This is a genomic window from Bacillus sp. NPDC077411, from assembly GCF_044543425.1.
GTDB classification, from domain to species: domain Bacteria; phylum Bacillota; class Bacilli; order Bacillales; family Bacillaceae_G; genus Bacillus_A; species Bacillus_A bruguierae.
On record NZ_JBITWA010000001.1, the window covers coordinates 258,942 to 273,053 of the forward strand.

At 36.3% G+C, this 14,112-nt stretch carries 16 protein-coding genes; 6 read left to right on the forward strand and 10 right to left on the reverse strand.

Translation table 11 applies throughout. The features are described from left to right. Positions 1-37: 37 nt before the first annotated feature. The 4 genes from ACIGHG_RS01340 to phaR form a co-directional block, all read right to left on the reverse strand. Positions 38-1,387 carry a TrkH family potassium uptake protein gene (locus tag ACIGHG_RS01340; RefSeq protein WP_336471506.1) on the reverse strand — a complete coding sequence of 450 codons (1,350 nt, stop codon included), beginning with the start codon at positions 1,385-1,387 and terminating at the stop codon, positions 38-40. A gap of 470 nt (positions 1,388-1,857) precedes the next feature. After that, positions 1,858-2,943, reverse strand: coding sequence for a class III poly(R)-hydroxyalkanoic acid synthase subunit PhaC (gene phaC / locus ACIGHG_RS01345; protein ID WP_090915268.1), 1,086 nt, complete (start codon positions 2,941-2,943; stop codon positions 1,858-1,860). 82 nt (positions 2,944-3,025) lie between these two features. Continuing rightward, positions 3,026-3,769, reverse strand: a complete 744-nt coding sequence (gene phbB / locus ACIGHG_RS01350) for an acetoacetyl-CoA reductase (protein WP_396546782.1) — start codon at positions 3,767-3,769, stop codon at positions 3,026-3,028. A 154-nt stretch (positions 3,770-3,923) separates the two neighbouring features. Next, positions 3,924-4,391 (reverse strand): polyhydroxyalkanoic acid synthase subunit PhaR, encoded by a 468-nt coding sequence (gene phaR, locus ACIGHG_RS01355; protein ID WP_396546784.1) that lies wholly within the window; start codon positions 4,389-4,391, stop codon positions 3,924-3,926. A 214-nt stretch (positions 4,392-4,605) separates the two neighbouring features. Between phaR and phaQ the strand changes: the two genes are divergently transcribed. The 6 genes from phaQ (at position 4,606) to ACIGHG_RS01385 (ending at position 8,815) form a co-directional block, all read left to right on the forward strand. Further along, positions 4,606-5,055, forward strand: a complete 450-nt coding sequence (gene phaQ, locus ACIGHG_RS01360; protein WP_090915262.1) for a poly-beta-hydroxybutyrate-responsive repressor — start codon at positions 4,606-4,608, stop codon at positions 5,053-5,055. A gap of 43 nt (positions 5,056-5,098) precedes the next feature. Continuing rightward, positions 5,099-5,623, forward strand: a complete 525-nt coding sequence (gene phaP, locus ACIGHG_RS01365; RefSeq protein WP_336471502.1) for a polyhydroxyalkanoic acid inclusion protein PhaP — start codon at positions 5,099-5,101, stop codon at positions 5,621-5,623. A 101-nt stretch (positions 5,624-5,724) separates the two neighbouring features. Then, positions 5,725-6,168 carry a MaoC family dehydratase gene (locus ACIGHG_RS01370; RefSeq protein ID WP_090915258.1) on the forward strand — a complete coding sequence of 148 codons (444 nt, stop codon included), beginning with the start codon at positions 5,725-5,727 and terminating at the stop codon, positions 6,166-6,168. A gap of 134 nt (positions 6,169-6,302) precedes the next feature. Next, on the forward strand, positions 6,303-6,488 hold the full coding sequence (locus ACIGHG_RS01375; protein WP_090915256.1) for an alpha/beta-type small acid-soluble spore protein: 186 nt from the start codon (positions 6,303-6,305) through the stop codon (positions 6,486-6,488). Between the two features lie 458 nt (positions 6,489-6,946). Next, positions 6,947-7,753 carry a TerC family protein gene (locus ACIGHG_RS01380; protein ID WP_396546787.1) on the forward strand — a complete coding sequence of 269 codons (807 nt, stop codon included), beginning with the start codon at positions 6,947-6,949 and terminating at the stop codon, positions 7,751-7,753. A 213-nt stretch (positions 7,754-7,966) separates the two neighbouring features. Continuing rightward, on the forward strand, positions 7,967-8,815 hold the full coding sequence (locus ACIGHG_RS01385; RefSeq protein WP_396546789.1) for a formate/nitrite transporter family protein: 849 nt from the start codon (positions 7,967-7,969) through the stop codon (positions 8,813-8,815). Between the two features lie 169 nt (positions 8,816-8,984). Here ACIGHG_RS01385 and ACIGHG_RS01390 read toward each other — a convergent pair whose 3' ends face one another. From ACIGHG_RS01390 to ACIGHG_RS01415, 6 genes are all read right to left on the reverse strand, one after another. Beyond that, a complete protein-coding gene (locus ACIGHG_RS01390; protein ID WP_396546791.1) occupies positions 8,985-9,299 on the reverse strand; it encodes a cyclic-phosphate processing receiver domain-containing protein in 315 nt (104 codons plus the stop codon). A 12-nt stretch (positions 9,300-9,311) separates the two neighbouring features. Further along, positions 9,312-10,022 carry a prepilin peptidase gene (locus ACIGHG_RS01395; protein ID WP_396546793.1) on the reverse strand — a complete coding sequence of 237 codons (711 nt, stop codon included), beginning with the start codon at positions 10,020-10,022 and terminating at the stop codon, positions 9,312-9,314. Between the two features lie 111 nt (positions 10,023-10,133). Next, positions 10,134-10,844 (reverse strand): LutC/YkgG family protein, encoded by a 711-nt coding sequence (locus ACIGHG_RS01400; protein WP_396546795.1) that lies wholly within the window; start codon positions 10,842-10,844, stop codon positions 10,134-10,136. Beyond that, on the reverse strand, positions 10,844-12,265 hold the full coding sequence (locus tag ACIGHG_RS01405) for a LutB/LldF family L-lactate oxidation iron-sulfur protein (RefSeq protein ID WP_396546797.1): 1,422 nt from the start codon (positions 12,263-12,265) through the stop codon (positions 10,844-10,846). Before ACIGHG_RS01405 ends, ACIGHG_RS01400 begins: the two co-directional genes overlap by 1 nt. A gap of 18 nt (positions 12,266-12,283) precedes the next feature. Next, positions 12,284-13,000 carry a (Fe-S)-binding protein gene (locus tag ACIGHG_RS01410; RefSeq protein ID WP_090915244.1) on the reverse strand — a complete coding sequence of 239 codons (717 nt, stop codon included), beginning with the start codon at positions 12,998-13,000 and terminating at the stop codon, positions 12,284-12,286. Between the two features lie 165 nt (positions 13,001-13,165). Continuing rightward, the gene (locus ACIGHG_RS01415) at positions 13,166-13,855 is read right to left on the reverse strand and encodes a FadR/GntR family transcriptional regulator (protein ID WP_396547177.1); all 690 of its coding nucleotides are present in this window, start codon (positions 13,853-13,855) and stop codon (positions 13,166-13,168) included. Positions 13,856-14,112 lie beyond the last annotated feature (257 nt).

Genomic DNA, 14,112 nt, shown 5'->3' on the forward strand with positions numbered 1-14,112 from the left:
AAAAGCGATTCTATTTTACAAAATAGAATCGCTTTTCTTATCCAATAATAATCCGCTCTTTCGGATATTTATATCGAGGAGGTCTCTCTCTTCCCCCAATCACCAATATGAACGTTAAAATACCAATCCGCCCGATAAACATAAGCACAATTAATACTAACTTTCCAATTGTTGTGAGTTCTGATGTAATCCCTGTCGATAATCCAGTCGTTCCAAACGCTGAACACACTTCTACGACGAGATTCATTAATGGAAATGATTCCGTTATACATAAAATAAATATTGCTACCGCACATAACAACGCGCCCATCAATGCAACAACAAACGATTTTACAATATCTTCTTCATGTAATTGTCTCCCGAATACACGTACACTTCTACTACCTTTTGCAAAGTTATACAATACGAGGATACTAACAGCAAATGTTGTTGTACGAATACCACCGCCAACAGAACTTGGCGAAGCGCCAATAAACATTAATATACTCATAAAGAAAAGTGTTGGAGGCGAAAATTCCTGAATATCCATCGTTGCTAAACCGCCACTTCTTGTCGTAACAGATTGAAACAATGTATAAAACAGCATTTCATCCCATGATTTCCCATGTAAAAAATGATCCCATTCTAACAAAAAAATAACGACTGTTCCAACAATAACTAAAGAAAAGAACGTTGTTGTTGTAAGTTTTGTAAATAATGAAAATCGAAATAATTTCTCTCTCTTTCTACTCATATATTGCTTAATCTCAATTAATACAGGAAAACCAATTGCACCTAAAATAATGAGAAACATATGTATAATTTGTACAATATAATCTTTTTGATACGGTATAAGCGATTGGCCCGTCAAATCAAATCCACCATTCGTTGTCGCACTAACTGCTGCAAAAAAACCATGAAAATACGCTTCCTTCCAACTAGGAAAGTAATGTAAAAATCTTGTCCCTAATAAAAGTGCACCAAGCAATTCAATCGAAACAATCAATATTAAAATAGAGCGCATTAAATGAACAAGTCCTGCTAAATTCCCTTGATTTTGATCTGCCATAATTAATCGCCGCTGCTGCAAACCTATTTTCTTCCCTGTAATCATCCAAACAAACGTGCCAAGTGCCATAATGCCAAGTCCGCCTAATTGTAAAACAAGTGCTAATATAACGATACCTGCTGTATTAAATGTATCTGGAATCGACACAGTAGATAAACCGGTTACACTTACTGCACTAACAGATATAAATAAAGCATCAATAAACGTCCACTTCACTCCTGGTTTAATAACAAATGGCATGCTTAATAATAGAACAGATACAATCACAGCAATGCCATAAAATACAGCAATAAGCTGTACTGGCCTTAAACGTTGTAACCATTTCCTAATAGCTTTCATTCCATCACTTCTTTAACTTTTTTTGCTTAAAATACTTTAAAATCCGAACTACTACCAATAACGAGCACATCACATATCATATCATTTTCCAACATTTCATAACAAGGTATAGACTTTAACGTTTAAGCAGTGACTACGCTGACATGCCCAACATACTCTGTAACAGTTGCAAGCTCCCACTGATTATTAGCCCTCCCAATCGGGCGCATGCCAGCAGTTTATCTCCCACCTAACTTCTTAGAAAAGCGGAAGTGGCTCGTTCAGAATGTGAGGGGGATGGAGCTTCTGACGTAGAGGGGGTTTTTACCTCGTAGGAAGAAGCGAAGCCACCGAACATTCTAGCCACTGGAGCCGGACAATGCTTTCGCTGAATTTTGAGGTGGGAGTATTACTGCCCAAAAATAGCGGGATAAAAAAATCCAGCTAGTTTTCACTAACTGGATAACTTCCTTTTCTCTCACTATCAATCCCTAGTTTGAACGTTCTTCAAGCCAATTGCCGACTGTCGGATATGTTTGTTTTACCGCTGTTCCTCCATACACAATTGACATATGCCCCGTTGGAATACACACATACTGCTTATCAACGCTAGAAATATGATCTAATAAAGCTTCCACTTGGCATGGAAGAGCAATATGATCACGTTTCGCAGAAATATTTAATACATTTGCCTTAATATTTTCCAACTTCACCTGCCTGCCGCGAATCATAAGTTCACCTTTAACTAGTTTATTTTTTTGATAAAATTCCCGAATCCATTGACGATATGCTTCTCCTGGAAAAGGGATCCCATCTGCAACCCATTTTTGAACTAATCTCCAACTTTCTACAAACTGTTCATTTTCTGAGCGATCAAGAAGCGCTACATACGGACCGACAAAATTCGAAATTGGCTTTAACATTTTATTTCCAAAGTCAATCATTTCTGGAGGTATATTTCCAAATGTATCCACTGCTTTATCTAAGTTAAAATATTTTTCATCTAATAGCGGTCCATATAACCCTGTATCAGAGAAATCAAATGGACTCGTCATAAAAATTAAATTACGAATTGGCATATGCGGGTGCAGTGCAGCGTAAATAGAAGTTAATGTTCCTCCCATGCAATAACCAAGCAAAGAAATTTCTTCCGCATTTGCTGTACGCAATACCTTTTTTACAGCTTTTGCAATGTAATCGAGAACAAAATCATCAAATTTCAAATGACTATCTTCTAAACCAAACGTTCCCCAATCTAGCATATACACATCAAAACCACGGTCCACTAAATATTCCACTAAACTATTCCCTGGTGTTAAATCCATAATATAGGGCTTATTAATAAGAGCATAAATTAACAAAATAGGAACAGAATGTGTCTTTTCTTTCTTTGGAATGTAACGATATAATTTCGTCTTATTTTTCGTCCAAATAACCTCTTTTGGCGTTAAGCCCACTTGCGGCTCTGGTTCACGAAGTAACACTTCACTTGCTCGTCTAAAGCGGTGATATGCTTTTCGATATTCCTCTGGATACAACTCTAATTGTTTTTCCCATTCTGCTCTGAGCATTGTCATGTTCGCAACTCCTTTATTTTTATTTTTTTTAGAAAGAAAGAAGTGCATACCTATCATAGACATGCACTTCTTTGTTGTTAGATTACATATATAAACCGCCATTAATATTTAATTGCTGACCTGTAATGTACGCACCATCTCGGCAAAGGTATATAACACCTTTTGCAATTTCATCAGCTTGTCCAAAACGTTTCTTCGGAATTTTAGCTACAATTTGTTCACGAACGTTTTCCGGAACTTCTGCTACCATCTCTGTATCAATAAACCCTGGGCAAATCGCATTTACTGTTACATTTGTTCTTGCAAGTTCCAATGCTAAAGATTTTGTAAATCCAATCATACCAGCTTTTGCAGCTGAATAATTCGTCTGTCCAAATCCACCAGCTTGTCCAATAATAGAAGAGATACTAATAATTCGCCCTTCTTCCGCTTCCGTTATGTATGGAAGTGCAGCACTTGTTGTATTAAATACGCTACTTAAATTCACATCGATAACACGATCCCAATCTTCACGATTTAGCTTTTTAAATGTACGATCTCTTGTGATTCCAGCATTATTAACTAAAATGTCTATTTTCCCAAAATACTGTACTGTTTCTTCTACAAGGCGCTTTGCATCTTCTAACTTAGAAACATCTGCTTGACAAGCATACACATCATGTCCTTCTTTCGCGAGCTCATTCACAAGGTTTTCAGCAGCATCTTTACTGCTATTGTAGTTAATCACTACTTTTGCACCTTCTGCCGCTAGTGCCACTGTAATTGCTTTTCCAATCCCCTTTGCTCCACCAGTTACAATTGCTACTTTTCCATGTAATTGAGCCATTTTTGCTCCCCCTTTGTTATAATTCGCGGCTACATGATGGATGGATTTCGCCTAGATGTACACCGCACAATGCATGTATACATTTATAAATAATATATCGCCCTAGAAAGAGGTTCTCCCTTCCGCTTTCGGAACGAATATATATTTAACGAAATTATTTTTTATTATCTGGTTTCGCTTGTACTGCTGGCACTTGTAGTTTTTCTAATATTCCATTTTGCCCTTCTAATAGCTCTAAAATTTTATCTAATTTATTTTCTAACGTCCGAATATCTTGCTTTACTTTTGTTACATCACGTTTTATTGTAAGTGATTGTCCAAGGGCTTCTGTATTTTCCTCCAAAAACTCTTCAATATTGTCAACTTTGTTTTCTAAATTAATAACAAGAGTGGCAACTCGTGCAATATCTTCTTGCGTTGGGATATTCACTTTCTCTAAATATCCCTTCGTTGCATCGTTCATCATCTTTTGATAAAACAAGTTCAAATCTAAAACGCTTCCCATCCATGCAGAATACTCTTCTGTCTTGATTGTTTCACCAAGCGTTTTTCCCCAAAACTTTTCTGTCTGTTCGTAAACTTCCTTCCAAGCTTGTAGTGGATCGAGTTTTTGTTCAATCACTTCTCCTACACTCCTTCATTTAGTTATTAAAACTAGAAAAACAATTGAAATAATTCAATCTATTCATTATTTTCTAATATTCTGACTAAAAGTTCAAGGGTGTATTTATTTTTTCTATTTTCGAAAAATTCATTGACAAAAAATACAGATAGGTGTAAATTGCACATATAAGAAAAAATTCCCAACTAACTGATTCATGAGGTGATGCACAATCATGCTACAAAATGAACCAGAAAAAAAAGAAAGTTTGGAAACGCCCCAAACGAAACAACCAAACTCCATGCCAAAAAACTTCTTAGTTCCATTTCTACTTCTCTGTCTTAAAGACTGGAGTCTTCACGGTTACAAACTCATTCAAATGCTAATGGATATTGGCTTTTCTTCTATTGATCAAGGTAATGTATATAGGACTTTGCGAAAGTTAGAAAAAGAAAACCTCATATCTTCCACTTGGGATACAAGTGAAGGAGGTCCAGCAAAACGAATTTATTCTTTAACGGAATATGGAGAGGAATATTTATCTTCTTGCGCTACTTCATTTGAGCAATATCAAAAGATGCTTCGTACATTTTTTAACCTATACACAAATGCATTCTTCCCATTTTCCACGGTTTCAGTAAAGGATGAAAAATCTTCATCATCTTCTGGTGATACAGCAGATTAATCTGCGTTCACAATATGTAAAAATTTTATTTGGAGGTCAAGTCATGGAAACGAAACCACACGAACTTGTTGATGTATTCTGGAAAAATTGGTCACACTCTCTATCCTTTTTCTCTTCAGCTGGAAAACAAATGGAACAACTTACATTAGAAACATTGAAACATCAACAGGAAGCTTTGCATAAATTAACAGAAAGTACGAAAGAAATCGAAAAAGAAATCCAGCAATTTTCAGCACAAGCAAATGAACAATATACTGAATACGTAAAGCAATTTACTGGAAATTGCTTTAATGAACAAATGGATGGATGGCAAGAAAAATGGAATGAACTTTCCAATCATATGCAGCAAATCACTGTATCTCCAACAAAAACATCTCTATCTTTACTTTCACAAACAAGCGAACAATTCGAAGAAGCAGTGAAACAACTAATTAGCCAGCAACAACAACAACGTGAAGAGGTTCAAAAACAAATGGAAAGTTTTTTAGAAGAATTCAAATCCATGCAACTAGACCTCGTAAAAAAGTTCGAGGAAAACTCAAAAAATCTATTTACTTCCATGAAGTAAGAAAGATGTGGCAACTGACTGCAAAAGATACTCTTTCCTTTCTTTCTCCATTTGCATCAATATGGCTCACATTTTTCAACATGGAAAAGAAGGAGGAAGAAATGAATCCTTTTCGAGAAGCAGAATCGGTTCATGAGCTTTATTATGATGACATTCACATAGGGGATCAAGCTTCTTTAACAAAAACGATTTCAAACGAAGATATTGTTACGTTTGCAAAACTTACGGGCGATGTAAATCCAATTCATCTACTTGATTCTTTTGCCAAAACAACGATGTTTAAAGAACGTATTGCTCATGGTATGCTCGTCTCTAGCTTTATTTCAACAATACTTGGAACAAAGCTTCCTGGAAAAAACACCATTTATTTATCACAAAATATCGCATTCCGTGCCCCTGTAAAAATCGGAGATACACTGCGTGTTGTCGCTGAAGTCATTGAAAAACGTGATGATAAAAGAATTATTACATTACAAACAAACATATATAATCAATACAATAAAGTTGTTGTAGAAGGTACAGCAACTGTTATGAAAAAAGAGTAGCGCTGCTACTCTTTTTCATTTCATCCAAGAACTGTTAGTCTGCCCGATTACTTCCGCGTATGAGTGAAAATCAAACACATACAATAATATCATCAGCTGTTATAAGCTGAAAATGAAAAAAGGGGTATTATACTATGGCAAAAACAAATAAACTACTTGTTCCTGGTGCTGAACAAGCATTAGAGCAGTTTAAGTATGAAATTGCACAAGAATTTGGCGTGAATTTAGGATCTAATACAGCTGCTCGTTCAAACGGATCTGTCGGCGGTGAAGTAACAAAACGTCTCGTTTCCCTTGCACAGCAACAATTACGTGGATAATAATAAATAAAATAAACAATGGATTTGAGGCAGATATTCTCTGCCTCTTTACTATTCTAATTTTAAGCAGAACAAGCACACTACTCATGAACATTTCTCTCTCCTCATAGAAAGTATAAAAAAAACAAAATATTCACGCAGAAACCTTTTAACAGGTTGACAAACTTTAGTATTACTTATATACTTTACGTAATAGCATATTTCCAAAGGGGAGTAGCGTCAGAGAAAATATTCTCTGAAACAAAGTCGTCATTACGTGGAACTGTGTTCCTCCGGCTTTGTTGGCATATTTTTATTACATATGTCTAGCAAGACCTTTGCCTATTAACGGCAGAGGTCTTTTTTGCATTCATTTCTAAATTCCTCCGCCGTTGATAGAGCTTATTTTTGGGGAAGCTAAACAATGGGGAATTTTCTTCTTTTTGTTTAGCGCTTATACAAACGAGAGGAGAATGTAAATGGAACTATCTTTATTATTGGAGTATGGTTGGGTATTACTGATTTTAGTTGCTTTGGAAGGAATTTTAGCAGCAGATAATGCACTTGTCCTTGCGATTATGGTAAAACACTTACCGGAAGAAAAACGTAAAAAAGCTTTATTTTACGGACTTGCAGGAGCATTTGTATTCCGCTTTGGATCATTGTTTCTGATTTCATATCTTGTCGATGTATGGCAAGTACAAGCGCTCGGTGCCGTTTATTTACTGTTTATCGCTGGTAACCACCTTGTAAAAACGTATGTAAAAAAGAATACAACTCAACAAGAAACAGAGAAAAAAGAAACAGAGAAAAAACAAGAAAACTTTTGGTGGACTGTATTGAAAGTAGAATTTGCTGATATTGCGTTTGCTGTTGACTCTATTTTAGCAGCTGTTGCATTAGCAATGACATTACCGAAGACAAACCTTGGTACAATTGGCGAACTTGATATCGGACAGTTTGCTGTTATTTTCGCAGGCGGTATGATTGGATTAATTATTATGCGCTTTGCCGCATCCGCTTTCGTAAACTTACTGCAACGTAAACCTGGATTAGAAACTGCTGCATTCATGATTGTCGGCTGGGTTGGTGTGAAATTAGCGGTTTATACGTTAGCTCACCCTGCATTAGGCGTAATTCCACATGAATTCCCAGAATCAACTACTTGGAAATTGATATTCTGGGTTGTATTGCTGTCAATTGGTGCAGGTGGTTGGTTCTTATCAAAAGAAACAAAGCCAAACGCACAACAAGATTCGAAACAATATAACGAAAGAGCGCTGTAATTTCAGCGCTTTTCTTTTTTCTTCAAAAATAGGTGGAGTTTCTCAATTATTGAAAATGTATTATATTATACAACATATTGTTAGCGCTTTCATTAAAAATGGTGTCCTTTTTGTGAAATATTGAACAAACTTATTGAAAGTAACAACAAATACGTGTACCTTATTCATATAAAGAATATTTATAATCGATTTATTGAAGGAGCGTAATGTTTTATGCTAGAACAAGGAGTAGATTACCTAGTACAGCTCGCAAAGAAAAAGAAAAAAATATTAGATAACAATCCAATGCAATATTTCCTTCGGGCAGCACTAGCTGGTATCTATATGGGTTTTGTTATTGTACTATGTTCTAAATTAGGAAATTTCTTTCATGATGCACATTCACCCGCAACATATTTTGCATTCTCTATCTTTTTTGGAATTGCACTTATTTTAATTATATTTGGTGGAGCTGAATTATTTACAGGAAATACAATGTATTTCACAGTTGCAACTTTACGTAAAGAAACAACTGTTATCGATACACTTCGCAACTGGGGTGCTTGTTATGTAGGAAACTTAGTAGGAGCAGTATTTTTTGCATTCCTCTTTTATGCAACTGGTATTTTTGAAACAATAAGTCACAATCACTTATTAAATGAAGTTGCCACAACAAAGATGGGCGCATCAACAATGCACATATTTTTCAAAGCTATTTTATGTAACTGGCTCGTTTGTCTTGCATGTTTCCTTCCATCTCAAGTAAAGGGAGATACAGCTAAAATCCTTATGATATTTTTAACTGTATTTACTTTCTTCATGTCAGGATATGAACATAGCATCGCAAATCTATCCATATTTTCAATTGCTTTACTTGTTCCACATCCTGATACAGTTTCTTTTGCGGGTGCGATTCATAACTTAATTCCAGCTACAATCGGTAACATAGTTGGCGGATCTGTATTTGTTGGTATGGTTTATCATTATTTGACTAAAACAAAAGGTGAAACAAAATCTACAAAATCAGAAATCGATTCTGAACAAACTGAAGAAATTATTCCATTGCCAGCACATGTAAAATAAAGTGAAACTTCCTCTTGTGAGATGCTTTTCCTCACAAGAGGTTAGTTGAACCAATCGGGGTTTTACTGCCCGTTAATAGCGGGATAAAGCGAAATTTTAATAAGTATGAAGGATTCATCCCCTGCACGTCGAAAGCATGCATTCCAGATTTATTGGAATGCATGCTTTTTTAGTAACTTCCAACACATTTAATAATAATAGATGAAGAAATTTCTCCAGACTCTTTTCCTTTTTGTATCCGATTTAACATATAACGTTGTCCGATCGTATCATTCGTATGAAAATGAATTTCTTCCACATATAATCGTTCCTTACAAAATACATCTACAAAATACAGCCCATTTCTCTGACGAAATCCCATATTATAATCGAGTGATAACGTATGTATCTTATTATTTCGAATAAGCTCCAGCGCTTGTTCGACTGTCGTCGCTAGTGTAAAGCCAGCTGGGAACGGTCTTTGATCATCCATATATACATTCATCCCATCCCTCCTCTACATACTATATGTACATATTGTACCAAGTGCAATAAAAGGCGCAAAGGGAAGTGGCTCTTTATATGTCATACGTCTAAGAACAATAAAAATAATAAGAAAACAAAGACCAAATAATGATGAGAAACAAAGTGACAACAGTATCGCTTTTGTTCCAACTACAAAACCAAGTAAAGTCAATAATTTCACATCCCCTCCTCCGATTCCTTTTGGATAAATAACTTGAATGACATATAAGAGCATAAACATAACCATTGCCCCTAACAGTCCGTCCCACCATAGCGATGGCTGTATAAAAAAACGTTCTATTAGAAATAGTCCTGCAAAAAAGAATAAAATTTGATTTGGAATTATCATATAAAGAAGATCTGTAATGGAAACAATCAAAAGAAGTGATAACAATGTCCACACGATAATAAGTTGCTCATTGAAACCAACAAAAACTGCTGCAAGAAGAAACATTAGCCCTGCAATGCCTTCAAATAAAGGATGAAAATATGAAATTTTTATATTACAGTGCGTGCACCGTCCTTTTTGAATACAAAATGATAAAATGGGAATCAACTCTTTTAGTTGTAATACATGGGAACAATGAGAGCAATGGGAACGCGGTTCTATAATGGAGTAACCGAGCGGAATCCGATACGCCACAACGTGATAAAAAGACCCTAATATCAAACCAGTGAAAAAAGCATATACATAAAATAGCATTTCATCCTCTCCTTTCGCGCCTAGTATAACAAGAAAAGATAACATATTGTATTTGCAAAAATTTATCTTTCTCCATAAAAAAACAGGCCCTTATTAGGCCTGTTTTTCCATCTATACAACAAAATAAAATGCTTTTAATGGTCCATGTACACCAACGACAAGGTTCATTTCAATGTCAGCAGAGTTACTTGGCCCTGTAATAAAATTAATACAAGAAGCCACGGCTTCTCCATTTTCTACACGTGTATTCAAATCACGTACTGCTTGTGTAATACGCGGTACGATTGTTTCACGTGGAATAATGGCTACATAAATAGTCGGTAAAAAGTGTAATGATCGGCCTCTTCCTTTATGGCTCTGCACGACAATTGTACCTGATTCCGCTAATGTATAATCACTAAACGAAATTCCGATATTTGCTTGTTCCGCCAGCTTCATGTTTTCTTCTTTCTTTACTGGATCCCAAGTATTTACTTCTACGTTTTTACCTGGAAGTTCCGCTTCAAACAATTGCCCTAGTCCATACTCTTCAAAACGATCATCTTGAGATAACATAATTGGTCCGCCGCCGTTTTCAGTGACAACTTTCTTAATTGCAGCACTTAATCCATCTCGATTTGTTTCAATAACAGTTGTATGAATGTTGTTACATTGTTTCTTAAATACTTCTAATAATTCTTCTTGCGAGTAATCATGTAACGTTTCTACATTCACATTGTTTTTCCATAACGGACGCTGTACCCCTTCTGTTTTGCGTTCACGTCCAAGCTGTTTTGCGATATTTTCTAAAAATGCATCGCGGTTTTGAATCGTTCCTGCCATTAGTTATTCCCGCCTTTCTTATGCTCTTTATACCAATCGCGGAATCTTTCTTTGCTTGGCGCTGGGAATTCACGAATTTCCGTCCAATTTTTCAGCGGTCCCACACCTTTAGAAACACGATTACCAGATGTGAATGGGCTCATTGCAGCCGGCGCCATTTTCGATCCCATTTTGTATAAAGCCGCAGAAGAAGCGCCCATACTAAACATCTTCATCGCAAGTTTTTCTGCAAGCGGTACACGTCCTTCTTTTTCCACAATTACTTGACGATGTTTTAATAACAAGTCATACAATGGAATTTTTACTGGACAAGCTTCTGTACATGCTCCGCATAAACTAGATGCATATGGAAGTTCTTTATAATCATCATAGCCACCTAAAAGTGGCGTTAATACCGCACCAATTGGTCCAGGATAAATGGATCCGTAAGAGTGACCGCCAACATGACGATACACTGGACATACATTGATACATGCCGCACAACGAATACATTGCAATACTTGACGGAACTCAGAACCTAAAATTTCAGAACGGCCATTATCTACAACAACTAAATGGAATTCTTCTGGTCCATCTATTTCATCTTCTTGAATTGGTCCTGCTACGGTTACATAACTTGTTAGTTTTTGACCAACAGCACTACGACAAAGTAAACCGACAAGAACATCAAGTTCTTCCATCGTTGGAACCATACGTTCCATACCCATTACCGCAATTTGTGTTTTCGGAATAGACATAACAAGGTCTGCATTCCCTTCATTTGTTACTAAACAAAGAGAACCTGTGTTAGCAACTGCAAAGTTACATCCTGTTACTCCAATTTCTGCATCCATAAATTTTTCACGAAGAATTTTACGAACAAACTTCGTCATCTCATATGGATCATCGGAGTTTTCATATCCTAACTTTTCTTTAAATACACCTTGAATTTGCGTTCTATTTTTATGAAGTGCTGGCGCAACAATATGAGATGGCGGATCATTGTCTATTTGCAAAATATACTCCCCTAAGTCACTCTCAACGACTTCACAACCGATTTCTTGAAGTACATGGTTCATACCAATCTCTTCTGTTACCATCGATTTTGATTTCACAACTTTTTTCGCTTGTTTCTTTTCAGCTACTTGCTTAATATACTCAGCTGCCTCTTCCTTCGTTTTCGCAAAGAAAACATGCCCGCCTCGTTTTGATACATTTTCGCTCAGTTGCATTAAATAATAATCTAAATTTTCTAGCGTATGCTGACGAATTTGTTCACCAAGATCACGCCACTCCTCCCAGTTACCTAGCTCCTCAGCTGCTTCTAAACGTTTTGTGTACAGACGCGTTTGCGCAGATGATACTGCCCCGCGCATAAACGAATCTTGAAGATTTTCACCAACACGATCATTAAATTTTTTATCACTTGTTTTCATAGACATAGCTTACTTCCCCCTTCATCAGCGGCTATTCAACACTTCAGCAATATGCATTACTTTCACATTTTTCCCTAAACGCTCGATACGCCCGCCAATGTTTAACAAACACCCACAATCTGCTCCAATTAAATAATCAGCACCTGTTTCTATGACACTATCAACTTTTTCATCTACCATCTGTTCAGAAATTGGCGTCATTTTTACCGAGAACGTTCCTCCAAAACCGCAACAATTTTGTACATTTGGCAGCTCTCTTACTTCTAAGCCCTTCACATTTGATAATAAAATACCTGGAGCTTCTTTTACTCCTAGTAAACGTGTCATGTGACAAGATTTATGGACCGTTGCTACGCCATCCAAACGAGCACCAACGTCAGTAACTTTTAACACATCAACAATAAATTGTGTCAATTCATATGTTTTTTCAGCTACTTTTTGTGCACGCGGTCCCCATTCTGGATCATCTTTAAATACATGTGGATACTCGTGAAACATTGTCGCACAAGAACCGGAAGGTGTAACGATATACTCAGCATTTTCAAATGTGCTAATCATATGCTTCATTGCTTCTTTTGCCGCTTCTACATGGCCACTATTGTAAGCCGGCTGCCCACAACAAACCTGCGCTTCCGGAAATTCAATTTCACAACCTAATCGCTCTAAAATTTCAACCGTCGCTTTGCCGACATTTGTTTCAAACATATCGACTAAGCATGTAACAAACAATGTAACTTTCATATTATAGCTCCCCCTCATTTCAACTCAGCCAATATTCATATGGTCATCAGACGACTTATTAAAAAAGAAAGAAGTGAGACACCAACTGCTCATATTCTTTCTTTAGAAAACGCTTACTTATACTTTCTCTACTTTATCAAAAAATAAAATTTTAAAAGCATACACTTACGAATTTGTTTCTTCAATGCCTGTGACCATACACTCTACATTCGTTAGGTGATTTTGCATCGCTTGTTGCGCTGCTTCAACATCATTCTCTAGCACTGCTTCATAAATTTTCCGATGCTCTTCTAGAAGTCGTTCTGCTGTTGTTTGTTCACCATATAAAATAATTCGTCTTGTTTCACCGATTGTTTCAGCAATCATTTCAGAGACGTGGTTCATTAATTCTAACAAAATATTGTTATGCGAAGCTTCTGCAATTGCCATATGGAAATGAAAATCTGCTTTTTCACCAGCTTGTTCATCTCCCATCCCCTTTTGCATCTCATCTAACCAATGCTGCATATTGTGTAAGTTTTCTTCAGTGCGTTTTAATGCTGCTGCACCAACTGCTCCTACTTCAAGCACTTTTCGCACTTCCAATAAATTCACAATATCTTCTTGTTTCATTAGCAAAGTGGTATTTAATGACGATGTTAATGAAGAGGCAGTAAAGTTCTTCACATACGTACCTTCACCTTGTTTCATCTCAATTAAGCCCATTGCTCGCAATGCGCTTAACGCTTCGCGCACAGCAGATCTGCCAACTTGAAACTGCTCTGCCAATTGATGAACAGGAAGAAGTTTGTCACCAGGCTTTAATGTACCATTTTTAATCATTGCTAAAATGGCTTCCGATACTTCTTCGTAAATTTTTTTTGGCTTAATAGATTTGTATTCCAGTTGTATCACCCCAGTATCATCCAAACAACTATGACAACAATTTATCCCGCACTAACGGGTAGTAAAACTCTCACCTCAAAATTCTGAGAAGTGAAAAAAGATAGTCAAGAGATAACTACTACAAGTTTCACTTTATACAGAAAATAGCATCCATATCTATTTTAGAACTAAACGTACAGAAGTACAAACATTTTGTTCATAAAATAGACAAAAAAAGTTATCCCGAT

What these genes read in the sequence shown, in the direction of transcription:
- ACIGHG_RS01340 (WP_336471506.1), bottom strand. Translation starts at nt 1,387, where the DNA reads ATGAAAGCTATTAGGAAATGGTTACAACGTTTAAGGCCAGTACAGCTT.
- phaC (WP_090915268.1), bottom strand. Translation starts at nt 2,943, where the DNA reads ATGACAATGCTCAGAGCAGAATGGGAAAAACAATTAGAGTTGTATCCA.
- phbB (WP_396546782.1), bottom strand. Translation starts at nt 3,769, where the DNA reads ATGGCTCAATTACATGGAAAAGTAGCAATTGTAACTGGTGGAGCAAAG.
- phaQ (WP_090915262.1), top strand. Translation starts at nt 4,606, where the DNA reads ATGCTACAAAATGAACCAGAAAAAAAAGAAAGTTTGGAAACGCCCCAA.
- phaP (WP_336471502.1), top strand. Translation starts at nt 5,099, where the DNA reads ATGGAAACGAAACCACACGAACTTGTTGATGTATTCTGGAAAAATTGG.
- ACIGHG_RS01370 (WP_090915258.1), top strand. Translation starts at nt 5,725, where the DNA reads ATGAATCCTTTTCGAGAAGCAGAATCGGTTCATGAGCTTTATTATGAT.
- ACIGHG_RS01375 (WP_090915256.1), top strand. Translation starts at nt 6,303, where the DNA reads ATGGCAAAAACAAATAAACTACTTGTTCCTGGTGCTGAACAAGCATTA.
- ACIGHG_RS01380 (WP_396546787.1), top strand. Translation starts at nt 6,947, where the DNA reads ATGGAACTATCTTTATTATTGGAGTATGGTTGGGTATTACTGATTTTA.
- ACIGHG_RS01385 (WP_396546789.1), top strand. Translation starts at nt 7,967, where the DNA reads ATGCTAGAACAAGGAGTAGATTACCTAGTACAGCTCGCAAAGAAAAAG.
- ACIGHG_RS01390 (WP_396546791.1), bottom strand. Translation starts at nt 9,299, where the DNA reads ATGAATGTATATATGGATGATCAAAGACCGTTCCCAGCTGGCTTTACA.
- ACIGHG_RS01395 (WP_396546793.1), bottom strand. Translation starts at nt 10,022, where the DNA reads ATGCTATTTTATGTATATGCTTTTTTCACTGGTTTGATATTAGGGTCT.
- ACIGHG_RS01400 (WP_396546795.1), bottom strand. Translation starts at nt 10,844, where the DNA reads ATGGCAGGAACGATTCAAAACCGCGATGCATTTTTAGAAAATATCGCA.
- ACIGHG_RS01405 (WP_396546797.1), bottom strand. Translation starts at nt 12,265, where the DNA reads ATGTCTATGAAAACAAGTGATAAAAAATTTAATGATCGTGTTGGTGAA.
- ACIGHG_RS01410 (WP_090915244.1), bottom strand. Translation starts at nt 13,000, where the DNA reads ATGAAAGTTACATTGTTTGTTACATGCTTAGTCGATATGTTTGAAACA.